Below are 18,834 nucleotides of genomic sequence, written 5' to 3'. Positions count from 1 at the left end.
GTAGATGACGCGTTATACTGAAGGACTGGAAAACTATAAGAAGAAGATTGCTGCCATCAGCTCGCAAGAGATGGTTATCAACATGGGGCCCCAGCACCCGTCCACGCATGGGGTGCTGCGCCTGGAGCTTATCACCGACGGCGAGATCGTGAAAGAAATTATTCCGCATCTAGGCTATCTCCACCGCTGTTTCGACAAGCATGCAGAGTCAATGAATTATGGCAAAACCATTCCGTTCACCGACCGGCTGGACTATTTGGCGTCAATGAACAATAGTCACGCATTCGTTATGGGGGTAGAGCGCATGCTCGGGATTGACAAGGCGCTGCCCAAACGGATAGAGTATATACGCGTGCTGGTCTGCGAGCTCAACAGAATAGCTTCCCACCTTATCGCCATCGGCACCTATGGAATCGATATCGGCGCCTTTACGCCGTTTATGTGGTGCTTCCGCGACAGGGAGCACATCATGAATATGCTCGAATGGGCGTCGGGCTCGCGGATGTTGTATAACTATATATGGATAGGCGGCCTGTTCTACGACTTGCCCGTAGGGTTTGAGGAGCGTTGTCAGGATTTTGTTTCTTATTTCAAGCCTAAGCTTATCGAGCTGGACAATCTGCTTTCTACGAATCAGATATTCATTTCGAGAACAGCCAACATAGGCGCGCTGCCGGCCGACGTTGCCATACAATACGGATGTAGCGGGCCAATGCTGCGGGCCTCTGGAATAAAGTGGGATCTGCGGCGCGTAGATGGCTATTCCGTATACCCGGAGCTGGAATTTGATATTCCTGTAGGGAAAGGAGAAATGGGAAAACTTGGCGACTGCTGGGATCGGTACAAGGTGCGGGTCGACGAAGTCAGGGAATCCATCCGTATCATTGAACAATGTCTGGAGCGGCTGAAGGGCGACTTTAAACGTACACCGGATTTTGATCCGAGGGCAATGGTTCCGAGAAAGGTAAACTTAAAGCCCCAGGAATATTACATTCGGGCCGAAAACCCCAAGGGCGAGCTGGGATTCCATTTTGTTACCCAGGAAAAAACCGATATTCCGCGGCGTGTAAAAGCAAGAGGGCCAAGTTTTAACAACCTATCTGTGCTTCCGGAGCTCGGAAAGGGGCAGCTGATAGCTGACCTGATCGCTATTTTGGGCTCAATCGATATTGTGCTTGGTGAAGTCGACCGTTAGTAACAAAATGCACGATAATGCACGTTATAACTTGCATCTTTTACGGGCAAATGCTAAATTTGCCGTCTCATAATTTAAGTTTATAATTGGTTAATAGGAAAGCTCGCAATCGCCCGATTGCGGGCTTTTTCTTTATTATGCATTTTATTTGTCGAAGTGGATTCGTAATTTCGTTCACAGTAAACGTTCGCGGACGACGGAACCGACCCCGTTTTGACCGTTGTGCATGATGCACACCATTATTCAGGGCGGGCGCTGTCGAAGGCCCGGTATGGCGGCAGACAACGTATTATGTATCTACGACGTTTTTTTATTTTTAATTTACGACAACAATGCCTTCAATTCTTATTAAATCTGCGCAGATAGTTAACGAAGGGACAACTATAGCGGGAGACGTCTACATCAATCATGGCCGTATTGAAATGATTGCGAACGAAATCAATCATGCGGCCGACCACGTCATTGACGCCAGCGGTTTACATTTGTTGCCCGGACTTATTGACGATCAGGTGCATTTCCGTGAGCCCGGGCTGACCTACAAAGCGGATATCTGGCATGAAAGCCGTGCCGCGGTGGCGGGAGGAACTACCTCGTTTATGGAAATGCCTAATACTGTGCCGAACACGCTCACGCAACGTTTGCTGCAAGATAAATACGATATAGCTTCGGAAAAGTCGCTGGCGAATTACTCGTTTTTTATGGGGGCTGCGAACGACAACCTAGATGAGGTACTGAAGACCAACCCGAGGGACGTTTGCGGAATAAAGATTTTTATGGGATCATCTACCGGTAATATGCTTGTAGACAACCAAGATACGCTTGAGAAAATCTTCGCGGAGGCGCCAACGTTAATAGCCGTGCACTGTGAGGATGAGGCGACAATCCGCCGCAACCTTGAAGTGTTTACAGAAAAATATGGCGAAGAGGGGCTGGCTCCGCATATGCACCCGCAGATCCGATCGGCCGAGGCGTGTTATCTTTCCTCCTCAAAGGCAGTCCAGCTTGCGCAAAAGCATAATGCCCGACTGCATATTTTACATATATCAACGGCGCGGGAAACGGAGCTGTTTGATACGACCAAGCCCCTCGCGGAAAAGCGCATCACCGCGGAAGCCTGCATACATCACCTTTGGTTTTCTGATGCAGACTATGCTCAGAAAGGTAACTTCATAAAATGGAATCCGGCAGTGAAGACGGCACAGGATAGGGAGGGGATCTTAGCTGCAGTGCTTGATGGGCGCATTGACGTCATCGCCACAGACCATGCTCCTCACACGCTGGAGGAGAAGTCGCGCCCCTACGCACAGGCCCCCTCTGGTGGGCCTTTGGTTCAGCACGCACTGCAGGCATTGTTGGATATGGTAAAACAGGGCAAGCTGACGCTGGAACAACTTGTGCAGAAAACGGCCCACAATACCGCGACGCTGTTCCAGATAGAGAGTAGGGGTTATATACGCGAAGGCTATTGGGCAGACCTCGTGCTGGTCGACCTGAATCGCCCCTATACGGTAACGAAAGATAACATTTTGTCAAAATGTGGGTGGTCGCCATTTGAAGGACATACGTTTTCCGCTACAGTGGCGCATACCATCGTTTCCGGAAACCTGGCCTATACCGACGGACGGATTCTGGAGGTGGGCACAGGACATCGCCTGCTTTTTAACCGTTAAATATGGATAAGAGGAGTTTTCTGAGAGCACTCGCCATCGGGACGGCAGCTGTTGGGGCGGCTCCGTTACCGGGTTTTCCCGCTGAAAGGGAGACGCCCAAGAAATTAAAGCCTGTCCCGCTGAAAGAGGGAGATACCGTGGGCTTGATAACGCCGGCCGGTGCTTTGAACGAGGAGGAAGCGATTGCAACAAGCCGTGAGGTTATGGAGAAACTAGGGTTCAATGTGCGGGAAGGAAAAAACATCCGGGCGCGGTATGGTCATCTCGCTGGAACAGACGAAGAACGGATAGCAGATATTCATGCTATGTTTGCCGACCCTGAAGTCAACGGCATAGTATGCATCCGTGGCGGAAATGGCGCCTCCAGGCTCCTCGATCGGTTGGATTATAAGCTGATTGCCAACAACCCGAAAGTGGTGCTCGGATACAGTGACGTAACGGCTCTTCTCATGGCCTTTTACGCAAAATCGGGGCTGGTGTCATTTCACGGAGCGGTAGGTACAAGTACCTGGACGAACAGGCTGGCAACAGCCTTTCAGCAACAGTTCATCGATAATGGCCTGTTGCACTTCCAGAATCCTTCCGACAAAGGGGATAACTTCATCCAATATAACGACCGTATCAGAACGTTGCATCCGGGCGTGGCAGAAGGGACGCTTCTTGGTGGTAACCTGACGTTGATTTCGGGTCTGTGCGGATCGCCTTACCTTCCTGACTTTAAGGATGCAATTCTGTTTCTCGAAGAGGTAGACGAAGATATTTCCCGCTTAGATCGTATGTTCTGCCAGCTTAAAAATGCCGGCATTTTGTCGGTCATTAAAGGTTTTGTCTTTGGGCATTGTACCCGATGTAAACCGTCTTCCGGCTACGGCTCCCTAACGTTGGATCAGCTGTTTGCAGACTATATCGAGCCGTTGGGGATTCCGGCGTATACAGGGGCCCGGATAGGACATATCGCTGACCAGTTTATTCTGCCCGTTGGGGTAAGGGCTCGTCTGGATGCTGATAAGGGGACAATACAGCTAACTGAAAAAGCGTTACTTTAATGCGGAGCCAACTTTCGGTTTCCGCGATTATTGGATAAATTTACCGGCAGAATACGCATATTTCGATGCGTTAATATAGCGTATGGCCTACGACCATTGAAAGACAGATCATTTACTTATGAAAAGAACCTTTTTGATGTTGGGTATCATCACTACCCTCCAGTCTTGCACACAGATTGCAAGCCACTCGGATTCCGAATATACTGATGCTATGACACTCGATACCAGCCAATTCAATACGTTACACGAAAAATACAGAGAGCCAGCGCTGTACCACCGGCGTTTTAAACACGAGGACATCGATTCGCTGGTACAGAAGCACCGGCAAAATAACGTGCTGGCTGTGCAGGCAATAGGGACATCAGTGGAAGGGCGTTCAATATATAAGCTGCAGTATGGAGAAGGACAAAAAAAGGTGATGCTCTGGTCGCAGATGCATGGGGACGAGCCGACGGCCACGATGGCTCTATTTGATATTTTCAACTTTCTTGAAGGAAAGGAGGATGGAATGGATTCGGTGCGCATGCTGCTGAAGCAAAATCTGCAATTGCATTTTATTCCTATGCTGAACCCCGACGGCGCCGAACGTTTCGCACGTCGAAACGCCCAGCACATCGATCTGAATAGAGATGCCCGCGATGGACAAACAGTCGAAGGCGCGTTGCTTAAACGGATGGCTAAAGAAATACAGCCCCGGTATGGCTTCAACCTGCATGACCAAAATATATATTACAACGTGCCGAACACCAAAAACCCGGTGACGATTTCATTGTTGGCGCCTGCCTATAACCATGAACGTGAAGTTAATGATGTCCGTAGGGGAGCGATGCAGCTCATTGTGGGTATGAACAACATCTTACAGCAATATGTTCCTGATGCCGTCGCGAAATACGACGATACGCATACGCCGCGCGGTTTTGGAGATAACTTTCAGGCATGGGGAGCAAGCACAGTACTTATAGAGTCAGGAGGTAAGAAGGGCGACCCCGAAAAGCAGGAAATCAGAAGACTGAACTTCGCAATCATATTGAATGCATTGCTGGAAATTGCCCAGGGGTCCTATCAGAAGTACGACCCTGCCGGATATGAAAAAATACCGTTTAATGCATCTCAATTGCATGATGTGATGCTAAGGAATGTACGTCTGGATCATGATGCTGTCCCGTTGAAGACGGATATTGCTATCCGCAGAGGCGAGGTAACCGTAGAACGCGATTACTTTGTCCAGGGAAGGATAGAAGATATCGGCGATCTCGACGAAGCATATGGATATGACGAGTTGGACGCGGAAGGCTGGTCTTTTATTCCGGGAAAGGTCTACCCAGATGTTTTCAAAACGGCCGATCAGATCTCCTTCGACAACGCCTGGGACTTACTGAAACAAGGGTTTATCGCTGTTAGGGTTGCGTCAAAAGGACAGAATCGCCTGCACAACCTTCCTTTGGTGGTATTTACACAGCAAAACTTTACGCCAACAAGGCAGATAGCCCTGAGCGGCACCAGCAACTTTTTCCTAGGTAGCGGAGCGACGCTGCGATACGCAGTCGTGAATGGCTATCTGATCGACCTTGAAGAGAAGCCGAAGGAAGGTACCTATAAAAATTGGGTGCACTAACTTAAATGTGCTGTAAGATAAAGTCGGCCCGTTGTACGACGTCTGCCTTTGGTACATCCACGAGATCATAGCCATGGTCTTCATAGACAGTACGAAGTATTTTCGACGTTAGTACAGCTTCGTCAAAGGTTTGTTTCCTGGCCGCGTCATTTTGATAAATCTCCGGCCAGGGGGGAAAGAAAAACACTTTGCTGTTGTAGCGGATCTGATCAGCAATCATGAGGTCTGCATCCGACAACCTGATATCTTCCAGTGTTGCGTAAGCATAACTATCGACCAGACTCCGATCGAAGAACACTGGACTGTCTAAAAAGCTGCCTGCTGCCCTGTAGCTTGCGACAGCTGCCGTGAGCATAAGCTGCGTATACTGTGCCTTGTCTTTCCATGGCAGGGCTGTGCCATCTTTGTCAAGCTGTTCCTGTATAATGCGGCGGGCATCTTCCTCAACACGGCAATATCCTCTGCCGGCGAGTTCATTAAGTACAGTTGTTTTGCCGGCACCGGGGCCGCCTGTGAAAATGTAAAAGTTGTGTTGGTACATACGACAAAATTTCCTTTAGTTAGATTTTAGTTTATCGGGGACCGACAAGTTTTATAGTTCATATCATCGAAAAGCCTGGCCGCTACGGCAGCAAGTCGGGTTCCGAAATCATATTAATTAGTTGTGGGCTGAAAGTTAAAATAGGTCTGTTTAGGTTGAGGGCCTATCTTTGGGAGAGAAAGAGAGGCTCACCATGATCGTCCGCGGGGCGGATAGACTGGAAGAGCCTCTCAATAAAAACAGCTATACTGTTTTACTTCTTTTTACCGTACATCTCTTCGCGCTGTGCTTTTACTGCGTCTGAATGAATGTACTCATCGTATGTCATCAGTTTATCGATGATTCCGTTCGGAGTCAGTTCAATAACACGGTTGGCGACCGTTTCGGTCAGCTCGTGGTCACGGGAGGTAAACAGCATGGATCCCTTGAAGTCTTTCATGCCGTTGTTCAGCGCTGTGATAGACTCCAGATCCAAGTGGTTGGTCGGTTCATCAAAGATCAAAAAGTTTGCCCCCTGAAGCATCATTTTGGAGAACATACACCGCATTTTTTCACCACCCGATAATACGGATACCTTTTTCATAACCTCTTCGCCAGAGAATAACATTTTACCGAGAAACCCACGGATGAACTGTTCGTCTGCTTCCGGTTTGCTGGTGTAGTTACGCAGCCAGTCCACAAGATTTTCGTTGCTTCCTTCAAAATATGAAGCATTTTCTATCGGCATATCTGCAGGCGTTATCGTAACGCCCCATTTGAACTCGCCCTCGAAATCGTTATCGCGTCCCGTCAGAATATCGTAGAAGGCCGTCGTCACCAAGGAGTTGTCCGAGAGTACTGTTATTTTGTCGCCCTTATTTACCATAAAGGTGATATCTTTAAAGTATACCTCGCCGTTAACCTTTTTCGTTAATCCCTCGACGTTTAAGATTTGATCTCCCGGCTCTCTATCCATCTGATTGAACATAATCGCTGGATACTTCCGGTTCGAGGGTTTAATTTCCTCCACATTCAGCTTGTCAAGTGCCTTTTTACGCGAAGTAGCCTGTTTTGATTTGGAAGCATTTGCGGAGAAACGGCGGATAAACTCCTGTAGTTCCTTGATTTTGTCTTCCATCTTCTTGTTCTGGTCTGAACGTTGTTTCAGAGCCAGCTGAGACGACTCATACCAGAACGAATAGTTTCCGGTGTAGATGGTCATCTTTCCAAAGTCGATATCCACGATATGGGTACACACATGGTCGAGGAAGTGACGGTCGTGGGACACGACCAATACGATTGCCTCATAGCCTGCAAGGAAATCCTCCAGCCATGCAATCGTGTTAATATCCAGGTCGTTTGTAGGCTCATCCAGAATTAATATGTCGGGGTTGCCGAAAAGCGCCTGTGCCAAAAGTACCCGCACCTTTTCGTTACCATCAAGCTCCTTCACCAATTTATAGTGCAGGTCTTCTTTAATACCCAGATTGCTCAGTAACGTCGCCGCGTTTGCTTCAGCATTCCAACCGTCCATCTCGGCGAAAAGACTCTCCAGCTCTCCGGCACGCTCGCCGTCTGCATCGGTAAAATCTTCCTTCATATAGATGGCGTCCTTTTCTTTCATCACCTTGTAGAGCTCCTGGTTGCCCATCATCACCGTCTCCAGGACGCTAAACTCATCAAATTCATAGTGGTTTTGCTTCAGCACCGACATCCGCTCACCGGGGGTAAAGGCTACAGACCCGGTAGTAGGGTCGACTTCGCCTGATATAATTTTTAGGAAAGTGGATTTTCCCGCTCCATTAGCACCGATAATACCGTAACAGTTTCCTGAAGTAAATTTCAAGTTTACATCTTCGAACAGCACACGTTTGCCAAAGCGAAGACTCAGATTTGATACATTAATCATAGTGCAAAGATAAGCTTTTATTGTCGGAATTTGAAGGCTAATTTAGAGCGTGTTAAATGGGGAAGATGTATAACGGGCTATGTAGAAGCGTGACAAAACGACGGTTTAAATAGAATGAGAAACTAACGATAAAATACGTATCTTTAGTCTGAACTACTAACTAAACGAGGTGACCAATGAAACAATTGCTTACGATTTTCTATCTGCTCCTTGCGGGGTTCAGCGCTGTGGCACAGGATAATACATTACTTTGGAAAATATCCGGTAATGGTTTGAAAACAGAATCTTATCTTTTTGGTACGCTCCATATGGCCTGCAGTGCCGATTTTCAGATTGCGGAGAAGGTCAAAGGCGCGCTCGCGAAAGCGGAACGTATAGCATTCGAAGTAGACCTAATGAAAAAGGAGAATATCGCCCTGATACAAAGCCACCTGAAGCCCGCTCCCCACTTCTTTGATGGTCTAGACGCCCGGAAAAAGCAGGCTGTGGATAGTGCGTTGCTGGCGAACGGCATTCCGGTAACGATATTCGATCAGGTATCGCCATCGGTGGTGGTATCTCTGATCACGATCAAAGGATTCGACTGTGCCGATGTGGGCGACATGCGGATGATGGAGGTCGAGTTGGCGAAGTTAAAGGAAGCACAGGGAAAACCTATCGCGGAGCTGGAAAGCGTCACGTTTCAGATGGGACTGTTAGATAGCCTTTTTTCGGCAGAGGATCTTTATACATACTTTACCGGCGAGGTGGATGCTAAGGCCATGACAAAAGACATGGTCGCAGCATATTTTGCCGAAGATCTCAACAAATTGGAGGAAATCATGTTTAACGCGGCTTATCTTTCTCCGGAAAAGCAGAACCAACTGTTAAGTATCAGGAACCATAACTGGCTTAAGCGGATGCCGGATATGATGGCCGACGGCGCCTGTTTTTTTGCTGTGGGAGCCGGACATCTGCTGGGCCGGAATGGCGTCATCCAGCTGTTGAGAGATGAAGGTTACACGCTGACGCCAATCAAAGATTGACACCCGGAACCGCATTTGTCGCGGCGGAAGGCCGGGATATGTTCGCCCACTAAGACAGAAGTTGTAGCCACTCGTGCTTGTTGAACTTGTTCACAACGTCGAGATCCACCTTCACGACGTCAGTGGCCAGCTGTTGTTTTTTCTCCTGCAGGCTTCGGATTTTTTCTTCTATGGTATCGGGCGTTAGGAGGCGAACGGCGAAAACCTGTTTGTTCTGGCCGATACGATATATTCTGTCGATCGCCTGATTTTCTACCGCCGGATTCCACCAAGGGTCTACCAAAAACACGTACGCGGCGGCGGTGAGGTTTAGGCCGGTTCCTCCGGCCTTGAGGCTTATTAAAAAAATGCGTGAGTGAGGATCATCCTGAAACTGCTGTACCACACTCCCCCGGTCTTTTGTTGCCCCCGTCAGGTATGCGTAGCCGATCTGTTGCCCGTCGAGCCGCTCTTTTATCAGGTTGAGCATCTCGACAAACTGGGAAAAAACCACTACTTTGTGGTTGGTAGCGATGATTTCAAGCTGTTCGAGCAATACATCTATCTTGGCCGATAGACGCCGGTCGTACCCCTCCTTAAGCAACGCGGGAGCGTTGCATATCTGACGCAGCTTGGTAAGTCCGGCAAGGACGTGCATCCGCCGTCTGCCCAGCTCATCGTCGTCGATGCCGGCAATAAAATCGCGTAACTCCTGCTCATATGAAGTATAGATCGCCCGTTGCTGTTCGCCCATTTCACAATAGATCAGCATTTCGTTTTTGTCGGGTAAGTCTTTTGCAACCTGTGCTTTTGTCCGGCGTAGGATGAACGGAGCGATTTTTTGCTGCAGCGACAGCGATCGTTTTCCGTCCCCGAACCTATCAATTGGTATGGCGTAGGTATTACTAAAATACTGCTTGCTTCCCAACAGGCCGGGACAGACAATGGATAGTTGCCCGTAGAGGTCGAACGTGTTGTTCTCAACAGGTGTCCCCGTCAGCGCAAACCGGACACGTGCACGTAGAAAGGACACGGCCTTATAACGCTCGGAGCTGGGATTCTTAATGGTTTGCGACTCATCCAGGATAATACTGTTAAAAAAGATTTTTTTTAGGTGTTGTATGTCAGCATGTACGACGCCGTACGTCGTTAATATCACGTCGTACCCGGATGCCTGTTGCCAAAGTCCGTTGCGGCGGCTTCCGCTGACGATAAGTACGCGCAGCGTCGGCGCAAACTGCTGAAGCTCCCGATACCAGTTGAAGATCAGGGAGGTCGATGTCACAACGAGGTTTGCCGTTTGTCCCCGCTTCTCTCGTTGTGCTAATAAAAAAGCGATAATCTGTACCGTCTTGCCCAATCCCATATCATCGGCAAGGCAGCCTCCGAAGCCCAGCTCGTCGAGTTGTAATAGCCAGTGCAGCCCCTCCCGCTGATAGGGTCTTAATTCCGTGTTTAAATCCTTGGGGACCACAGACGCCGAAGCGCCGGTTTTCGCCAGGCGCAGTTTTTTTTCATAGCCTGCTATAGCTTCCCGGACCTCGTCGGATAACATACCGGATTCGAACACATCACCTAGTTCGGCATACGCTGCTTTAGGTATCCGTAGGAGATCCCCTTCCAGAACGGACAGACGGAAGTAGGCGGCAATTTTCTCCAGCCATGCCTCGGGTAGGATTCCCGTAGCACCATCGTCCAGCTGTACATATCTGGTCTCGTTGCGTATAGCACGGTAAAGCTGCTTCATGGATGCCTGCTGTTGCCCAAAGCTAACTTTCAGTTTGGCGTTAAACCAGTCTGTGCCGCTAACAACTTTAATATCTATTTTTGCTTTGTGCGGGCTCATTTTTGTTATGTTGAGCTGTTCAAACCCAAGGAGTGTAATCCCCTCGTTCCGCCAGAAATCGAAGGCGTCAAGGAACCATTCGCCATCCAGAAATTCCCGGTGATGGAGATAAAAAAAGTGAGGTTCCCCCAACTGTTTTTTAAAGTCGGCGTGCTGGGACACGACGCGCTCTTTAAAGATGTCCTCGGCATCGAGATCGCGTGCAATCCGGACAAGGTTTCCGTTAGCATCTTCTACAAGGATTTCCTTCTTGGAGTATAGGGCTACTTCGACACCACCGTATCGCATCACCGGTGTAAGCACGATATAGCTGCCCTCCTGGGATATATAAAGTATGCGTTCGCGGTCGTCCGTTAAAAGGGCTGCTTCTACTGCTGTAGCTGGCCGGATATAGGCATAGTGGATCTTGATTTTCTCGGCAAGCGGATCCAGCCGTCCTGTCTTAAAGTCTTCGAATTGCGTCTCGTGTACAAGAAATCGCTCCGGACCGTTTCTAAAATGCTCCAGCAGCTGTAGTAACTGCTGGTCAGCAATAAGAAACAGCTGATCGTCGTCGGCTAAAAAATACCGGTGCCGAAACCGGAGCTGACGCACCGGATAGCGGCGGCCCATCCATTCGAGCGAAGCGTCGATCTCATAGAACGGCTTACGTTTAAATACCGATAAGACAAGATCAGCCTCCAGCAGCTGCATCCCGATCGGCGTAAGCGATCGGCCGTTGATCTTCTCCGACAACTCTCGATGATGATAATAGAAGGGTATGTTCAGCGGATTTCGCTGGATAGCTTTCAGCGCCTCAAGATCCGCTACACTGTTCTCTTCGTCGTAGCTGTTCTGGAAAGTCTGTATTGCAGCATAGAATTTTACAGCGTCGGCGTCCTCCGTTTTCCATACATGGGCCGCCGGATCGATGAACTCCGTAATGCTTTTGATCTTGCCGGCTTTAGTCCATTCGACGTCTATCAACTCAAACCGGAGCTGCCTGTAAAAGCGGTGGCGGCCAATGACCAGTATGCGGTTTTCGGAGCGTCCCTGCGGAGGTCTTGGTCCGACTGCCGGCAGTATGGGAAATTGACTCCCATCGGCCGAACTTGCAACGAATAACACGTTGTCATCTATCGGCTGTACTAAAAGGTTTCCTTCGTCATACTGCAGCGTGAAAAGGTTGTCGAGCTCCGGTTCATCCTGGAGGCCGTATGCTGCCCCGTGTGCGGCAAACAGCTCCTGCCGTGCCTGCCGATCAAAAAAAGGGCGATACACCCGTACGTTTAAAATTGCGGTCACCGCAGTCCATGCATGCGGGCAGAGCGCGTCTTCCTGATACGTGCAGGAACAGGCTAGGTACAGCCGGTCGCCGGTTTTCCTGATCGAAACATGTGTTAGATCCGTTACGATTGGATCGCCAAACGAGAATACGGCTTTATCTACAACCAACTCCAGAACCCGAAGGCGATACACATCATTCCGGTCGGGGATTTGGGCAAGGCGGTAATGCGACAATAAATCGATTTCCTTCAACGTGTGGACATCGAAAGGGTCAAGTACGTATTCGTTTGTGGGCAATCTCATGTGAACCTCGTGGTGTACGGACCGACAGCGTATTGATTCTATCGTGTACAGATGTGCAGGCTAAGGTAAGGAAATACCACGACCTTTAAAAACATGGTTGCCCTTCTTCCGGTCTAACTTATTTGCCAAAGTCGTAGGTATTATACGTGTAGCTTCATACCTTTGAATAACACAGGTTTACGTTCTTAACTTATCGAATATGGAAAGGAAAGACAACTTTATCCGTAGACAGCTGAGCACAAAGTCACGTTTAGTACAAGCGCCGATGTTAGGCGTTACCACGCCGGAAATGGTAGCGGCTGCAAATGATGCCGGCGCGCTTGGTTCGCTGGCGCTGGGCGATCTCGCTCCGGCAACATGCGAACAGCTTATACGGGCAACAAAAAAGTTAACGGAGCGTCCGTTTGCTGTGAATCTGTTTTCGCATCACATTCCTTTGTTAACTGGGGATCTGAGAATCCAGTATAACCGTACGAAGGATTTTTTGGAACGTCTGGCGGCGGAGCAACAGCTGGAGGTGGTGTTTCCTGAAGCGGACGATCTACAGTTTACTGATTATCGCGACCAGCTGGACGTCATTATCGAAGAAGGTTGCAGGCTGTTGAGCGTCACGTTTGGATGTTTAGACCCAGTGAGTATTGACCGATTGAAAGATGAAGGTGTCGTACTTATGGGAACCTGCACATCCGTAGAGGAGGCTCTGCACCTGCAGCGCATTGGGATGGATATAATAATTGTGCAGGGGATAGAAGCCGGCGGACATCGGGGAAGCTTTCTGGGAGGACGCTACCCGCAAATCGGAGGACTGTCTTTACTGTCGCAGGTCCGCGATCATGTGGACACGCCGCTGATATACGCCGGGGGAGTATATGGCGGGAGAACCGCCAAGGCCGCACATCTGCTCGGAGCCGATGCCGTGCAGGTGGGTAGCATGTTGTTGTGCAGCCGGGAAAGTGCGCTGCTTCCGTTTGAAAAAGAACAGCTACGCAGAACGAAAGAGACTGACGTTGTCTTAACGGATACTTTTACAGGCAGACCGGCCAGAGGGCTGCGCAATGCGTTCGTCGACCTTTTACAGGACTCGGGCTACGTGCTGCCCTACCCATATCAGAACAAACTCACGCAACCTCTGCGGCAGATTGCCAAACTACAACAGAACGCGGGGCTGATAAATATCTGGCGGGGGCAGTCGTCTCCGCAGTTCTCGGAGGCCTCAACAAAGGAAATCCTGCTCGGCCTAAGTGCCGACATCGACAGCTTTCCTACGAACGAAAACCAATAGAGACGAGCCTCGTTACCCGCCGCCCGCATTGACGGCGTCGCGGAAGCGGACCAGCCGGAGGTAGGCAGGACATTTTTCGAGTTCCTTTTTCCAAGCTTCCAGCTCGATGAATTGTATTCTTAAAAATGTTTCGGCGTCGAGCACGACCTGGTCGGGAGATATCTGCACACGCTCAGGGTAAGTACGTCCCAGCAATTCATTTTTCAACTCTTCAATGGTCATCATGACGCCAAAAATACGAAAATATGTCTGAATGCCGCCGGACTTCCGGCAAAGAACGGTGATGCTGCCTCCGGGGATACTATGCGCACGCTCTTCTGGCAACTACGTAAATTGTCGGCCTGGCTTATAGGTGGTCAGCGCTGGCGAAGCGAAGTCGTTACAGGCCATCAGCATGTTACAAACTTTCCGGATGGTGTTATACCTGGCAGTCCCCGGTTTTTAGCGGCTTCACCAGGTGGAGGGGAAAACGTATAAAAAGACGTCCATGTTCCGGGACATCTCAAAATCGTGATAAAATTTGCCAGGGGAAAAGATTTCTTTTATCTTTTCTGGCCGACGGAAGGGTGCGGGATGTGGACATATTTAATGACCATCCGCACTAAGATAGGTTTTCCGTGAGAAGATATTGGACATTAACAAGAAGCGAAGCATGCAATACATCACATTAAACGATGGTAATAAGATTCCCTTACTTGGACTGGGAACGTACAAAGCAACAGAAGAAATCGGGGTGGAGTCTGTTCAGGCTGCCCTCGCGAGCGGTTATCGCCTAATCGACACTGCCGCTAAATATCAGAACGAGGAGCAGGTCGGCCGGGCTATCCGCCAGAGCGGGGTACCACGCGAAGAAATTGTCGTTACCACAAAACTTTGGCGGGAAAACTTAGGTTATGAGGAAGCAAAGGAGGCCTTTGCGGAGTCGTTGAGAAAGCTGGATCTACGTTATATCGATCTGTATCTCATCCACTGGCCGGCAAACGCGAAGAATTATGCTGATTGGGAGCGCGCAAATGCAGACGCATGGCTCGCTATGGAAGAGCTTCAGGCCGAGGGAAAGGTGCGTTCGATAGGCGTCAGCAACTTTTGGCCTGAGCATTTGGAGGCGCTATCACGCACGGCGCGTGTCATGCCCGCTGTCAACCAGATCGAATTTCATCCGGGATACTGGCAACCCGAAGTGGTTGAGTTTTGCCGACAGCGGGGAATTACCGTGCAGGCATGGTCGCCGTTAGCCCGGGGAAAGGTGTTCGGCAACGAAGTTTTAGAAGATATAGCGAATAAACATAGAAAGACGGTATCGCAGGTGTGTCTGAGATGGGTGATTCAGCATGGCGTCGTCGTTATTCCAAAATCGGCCTCCCTTTCCCGCATACGGGAAAATCTGGATATTTTCGATTTTGAATTGACCGATGCGGAAATGGAGCAAATCAACACATTGCCGCAAATGGGGTTTAGTGGCGAACTACCTCATATGTGGCCGGATAGAGTGACGGATAAATAGTATTTTAGTATATGGAGAAAATAGGATTTATAGGTCTTGGAAACATGGGCTACCCCATGGCAAAGAACTTGGAGCGGGCAGGCTTTCATCTTTCTGTGTATAACAGGACACCCTCAAAATCTGCGGGGTTTGAGGTGACAACCACTGTCTGTACAACAATCGCCGAGCTGGTACACCACAGCGACGTGATTTTTACGATGCTGACCGACGACCGGGCGGTGAAAGAAGTATATGAAGCGATTTTGCAGCTGGAGCTGGTCGGAAAGCTGTTTGTTGATATGAGCACTATCTCCAGAGAGGCGTCTGTGGCGATCAGCCACGCGCTTTCTGTGAAGGGAGCATCATTCCTTGATGCGCCTGTGGCGGGGAGCACGGTACCTGCGGCTGAGGGAACGCTCATTATTATGGTTGGCGGCCAACAGCCGGACTTCCAGAGGGCCTTGCCGTACCTGAAAACGATGGGTAAAACCATCAAGCATCTGGGCGAACAAGGGAAGGGGCTGGCGGCTAAAATTGCCATAAACTACTTTCTGGCGACCATCTATCAGGGCCTGGCTGAGATGGTGCTCTTCTCCGATAAACTTGGTATCGATAGGGAGACCATGCTCGATATCGTCAATGGAAGTGCCAGCGGAAGCGGCGCAACGCGCGTAAAGACACCGATGCTGCTTACTAACCGGTTTGAACCGGCATTTTCGCTAGACCTGATGCTCAAGGATCTTCGTCTGGCAAAAGATGCAGGAGCCGATTTTCCGATTGGAGATACATTATTGTCGACCTTCTCCGCTGCCAGCAAGGCCGGTTATGGTGCCGACGATGTAATGGGTATTCTGCAGTATTTAAATCGTGAGTGGAGTAAGTAGCGAGTATGCAGATATGGTAGAGATGTAAAGTGGTTGATTCGTGAAACCGTAAAGCTTATCGCGCCATAAGGGTCCCGGCTAAATATTGACACCAATTCGCATTTCCTGGATAGATTGGTTTGGTTCACAGCGGCCTTCGGCCGACACACTTCTTTGATAAAAAAAATTCCCTATCTCACGACGGGGAATTCCTACTAGATTTACTCCACTATTGGTGGATCATTTTTGACGCACTTAAAGCTATAAAATAATTTTAAATTCTCCAAGATTTGAATAAAAAAATATTTCACTTTTTTTAGTATTTCCGTGGAGCTGCATGCTGGGACGTAAAGTTTGGCAAGTTAAAGGTAAATTATATAAAACGTTTCGGAAGTAAACGGGTTATACTACTGGAACATAGCATATTTTTTATCCTTAATAAAACATAGCTAACATGAAAAACGAACCAACAGCCGGCAAGTCCGCCACAAATGCGAAGACGGAGGACCTGCAGCAGTACGTCAGCTCTGGCGACGGTAAGAACATGACGACCAATCAGGGCGTGAAAATCAACGATGATGCCAATTCTCTTAAGTCCGGCGAACGTGGAGCAACCCTACTTGAAGATTTTATTCTTCGGGAGAAAATCACGCATTTTGACCATGAGCGGATTCCTGAGCGAATCGTCCATGCGAGAGGTAGTGCAGCTCACGGATTCTTCGAGCTGTATGAGGATCTAAGCCGGTACACCCGCGCCGGTTTCTTAACGGACACGTCGCGGATAACGCCGGTGTTCGTCCGGTTTTCCACAGTCGCGGGGAGCCGCGGATCGGCAGATCTGGCACGGGATATTCGTGGATTTGCGGTGAAGTTTTACACCGAGGAAGGTGTGTTTGACTTGGTAGGGAACAATACGCCCGTATTTTTTATACAGGATGCGATGAAGTTTCCCGATATCATTCATGCGGTCAAGCCGGAGCCTGACCGGGAGATACCGCAGGCTGCGTCTGCTCACGACACGTTTTACGACTTTATTTCGTTGGCTCCCGAAGCCTTGCATAACCACATGTGGGCAATGAGCGACAGGGCCATACCGCGCAGCTACCGTATGATGGAGGGATTTGGTATACACACATTCCGGCTGGTGAATGCCCAGGGAGAGGCGCACTTTGTTAAGTTTCATTGGAAGCCCAAGCTGGGGGTTCACTCCGTGACGTGGGACGAGGCGGTGAAGATCAATGGGGCTGATCCCGATTTCCATCGCCGCGACCTATGGGACGCGATTGAGGCTGGACATTATCCAGAATGGGAACTAGGACTGCAGATTATTCCCGAAGCCGATGAACACAAGTATGAGTTTGACTTGCTGGATGCAACGAAGTTCCTGCCCGAAGAACTTGTTCCTGTAAGGACGGTGGGACGTTTGGTGCTAAACCGCAATCCCGACAACTTTTTTGCCGAAACCGAACAGGTGGCTTTTCATCCCGGCCATATTGTCCCCGGCATTGACTTCACTAACGACCCGCTGCTGCAAGGACGGCTTTTCTCGTATACCGATACGCAGCTCTCCCGTCTCGGCGGACCCAATTTCCACGAGATTCCGATCAATAGGCCGCTAAATCCGGTTTATAACAACCAACGGGATGCCCAGATGCGGATGACAATAGACAAAGGAAAAGCTTCCTATTTTCCGAATACGTTGGGAGGTGGTTGCCCGTACCTCGCAAAAATGGCTGAGGGCGGATTCACCTCGTACGAAGAGCGTATCGATGGAAAGAAAATACGCGACCGCAGCACGAGCTTCAGTGACCATTTTTCTCAGCCTGCTCTGTTTTTCCGCAGTTTAACAAGCTGGGAGAAAAGGCATATGATAAACGCCTACGCATTCGAGCTGGGCAAATGTGTCCATGATCATATAAAGCAACGTATGCTTTGGCTGCTAGCGCAGATTAACGCGGAGCTGGCACAGGAAGTTGCAATGCGGCTGGGGCTGGACATCCCCAATTCGATTGAAAAGCCGGTCAACCAAAATATTGGTGCCGACGCCGATCCGCTGAAGTATGAACCTGTGCCCGCCAAAAACTACCTTGATAAATCGGAAGCGCTAAGTCAGGGCTATCGCCTATCAGCAGGCATCGAGGCTCGAAAGGTAGCTGTACTCGTTGCTGCCGGCTTCAATATGGATAAGTTCGAGAAAATGCAGAGCTACCTGACAAAAAGGGGAGTAGTCATGCACCTAATTGCACCTCATGGCGGAACGGTACGCTGCGATAAGCAGATGAACCACCCGGTAGATGCAGCGCTGATGACCACAGAGAGTGTTTTATATGATGCGGTATATATTCCGGGAGGAAAGGCAAGCATCGAAGCGTTGAAAGCAGAAGGTAAGATCATCAAGTTTATAAACGAGGCATTGAAACACTGTAAAGCAGTGGCCTTTGACGACGAAGCACAAGAGCTGTGGCAGCTGTCTGCGGCGAAGGATTTCGACGGCGATGAGGCGATCTTTCTGAATGGAGATCCAGCCGACATCGCCGATGCATTGGCGAAACACCGGAACTGGGATCGTGAACCGCTTACAGCGCATATAGCCGTGTAGGGGAGAGAGGTATCGCGATAGATCAGATCGTGCGGAACTACGGGTATGGGCAATGTGCCATCTTGGGCTTCGACGGGCCTGTACTGAGCCTGTCGAAGTGCTCAGATGGAGAAGTGAGAAGTTAGAAGTCAGATATTAGACGTGAGATTTGAGTATTGAGAAGTTAGAAATTAGATTTGAGTAGTGAGATTTGAGTAGTTAGAAACTAGGTATGAGGTAATTTTCGGTTCATC

At 49.4% G+C, this 18,834-nt stretch carries 13 protein-coding genes; 9 read left to right on the top strand and 4 right to left on the bottom strand.

Going from position 1 to position 18,834, the window contains the following annotated elements; translation table 11 throughout:
• Positions 1 to 4: 4 nt before the first annotated feature.
• From BC792_RS03230 to BC792_RS03215, 4 genes are all read left to right on the top strand, one after another.
• A complete protein-coding gene (locus BC792_RS03230; protein ID WP_148907550.1) occupies positions 5 to 1,195 on the top strand; it encodes an NADH-quinone oxidoreductase subunit D in 1,191 nt (396 codons plus the stop codon).
• A gap of 332 nt (positions 1,196 to 1,527) precedes the next feature.
• Positions 1,528 to 2,865: a dihydroorotase gene (locus tag BC792_RS03225; RefSeq protein ID WP_148907549.1), complete on the top strand. Its 1,338-nt coding sequence runs from the start codon at positions 1,528 to 1,530 to the stop codon at positions 2,863 to 2,865.
• 2 nt (positions 2,866 to 2,867) lie between these two features.
• Positions 2,868 to 3,911, top strand: coding sequence for a S66 peptidase family protein (locus BC792_RS03220; RefSeq protein WP_148907548.1), 1,044 nt, complete (start codon positions 2,868 to 2,870; stop codon positions 3,909 to 3,911).
• A gap of 118 nt (positions 3,912 to 4,029) precedes the next feature.
• Positions 4,030 to 5,526: a M14 family zinc carboxypeptidase gene (locus tag BC792_RS03215; RefSeq protein ID WP_246154821.1), complete on the top strand. Its 1,497-nt coding sequence runs from the start codon at positions 4,030 to 4,032 to the stop codon at positions 5,524 to 5,526.
• A 1-nt stretch (position 5,527) separates the two neighbouring features.
• On the opposite strand, the gene BC792_RS03210 is transcribed toward BC792_RS03215, so the two are convergent.
• Positions 5,528 to 6,067 (bottom strand): AAA family ATPase, encoded by a 540-nt coding sequence (locus BC792_RS03210; protein WP_148907547.1) that lies wholly within the window; start codon positions 6,065 to 6,067, stop codon positions 5,528 to 5,530.
• A 253-nt stretch (positions 6,068 to 6,320) separates the two neighbouring features.
• Positions 6,321 to 7,955: an ABC-F family ATP-binding cassette domain-containing protein gene (locus BC792_RS03205; RefSeq protein WP_148907546.1), complete on the bottom strand. Its 1,635-nt coding sequence runs from the start codon at positions 7,953 to 7,955 to the stop codon at positions 6,321 to 6,323.
• A gap of 176 nt (positions 7,956 to 8,131) precedes the next feature.
• Between BC792_RS03205 and BC792_RS03200 the strand changes: the two genes are divergently transcribed.
• Complete coding sequence (locus tag BC792_RS03200; protein ID WP_148907545.1) at positions 8,132 to 8,980, top strand: TraB/GumN family protein; 849 nt, start codon at positions 8,132 to 8,134, stop codon at positions 8,978 to 8,980.
• A 49-nt stretch (positions 8,981 to 9,029) separates the two neighbouring features.
• Here BC792_RS03200 and BC792_RS03195 read toward each other — a convergent pair whose 3' ends face one another.
• A complete protein-coding gene (locus BC792_RS03195; protein WP_148907544.1) occupies positions 9,030 to 12,374 on the bottom strand; it encodes a DEAD/DEAH box helicase in 3,345 nt (1,114 codons plus the stop codon).
• 199 nt (positions 12,375 to 12,573) lie between these two features.
• Between BC792_RS03195 and BC792_RS03190 the strand changes: the two genes are divergently transcribed.
• Entirely contained in the window at positions 12,574 to 13,656 is a 1,083-nt protein-coding gene (locus tag BC792_RS03190; protein WP_148907543.1) for an NAD(P)H-dependent flavin oxidoreductase, read from the top strand.
• Positions 13,657 to 13,668: 12 nt separating this feature from the next.
• Here BC792_RS03190 and BC792_RS03185 read toward each other — a convergent pair whose 3' ends face one another.
• Entirely contained in the window at positions 13,669 to 13,980 is a 312-nt protein-coding gene (locus BC792_RS03185) for a DUF6965 family protein (protein WP_148907542.1), read from the bottom strand.
• Positions 13,981 to 14,308: 328 nt separating this feature from the next.
• Here BC792_RS03185 and BC792_RS03180 point away from each other — a divergent pair, with 328 nt between their 5' ends.
• The 3 genes from BC792_RS03180 (at position 14,309) to BC792_RS03170 (ending at position 18,601) form a co-directional block, all read left to right on the top strand.
• On the top strand, positions 14,309 to 15,160 hold the full coding sequence (locus tag BC792_RS03180) for an aldo/keto reductase (RefSeq protein WP_148907541.1): 852 nt from the start codon (positions 14,309 to 14,311) through the stop codon (positions 15,158 to 15,160).
• Between the two features lie 11 nt (positions 15,161 to 15,171).
• Complete coding sequence (locus tag BC792_RS03175) at positions 15,172 to 16,023, top strand: NAD(P)-dependent oxidoreductase (RefSeq protein ID WP_148907540.1); 852 nt, start codon at positions 15,172 to 15,174, stop codon at positions 16,021 to 16,023.
• A gap of 433 nt (positions 16,024 to 16,456) precedes the next feature.
• Entirely contained in the window at positions 16,457 to 18,601 is a 2,145-nt protein-coding gene (locus tag BC792_RS03170; RefSeq protein ID WP_148907539.1) for a catalase, read from the top strand.
• Positions 18,602 to 18,834 lie beyond the last annotated feature (233 nt).

Source organism: Sphingobacterium allocomposti (genome assembly GCF_008124885.1).
Taxonomy (GTDB): Bacteria; Bacteroidota; Bacteroidia; order Sphingobacteriales; family Sphingobacteriaceae; genus Sphingobacterium; species Sphingobacterium allocomposti.
This window is presented reverse-complemented; position numbering and strand designations above follow the sequence as displayed.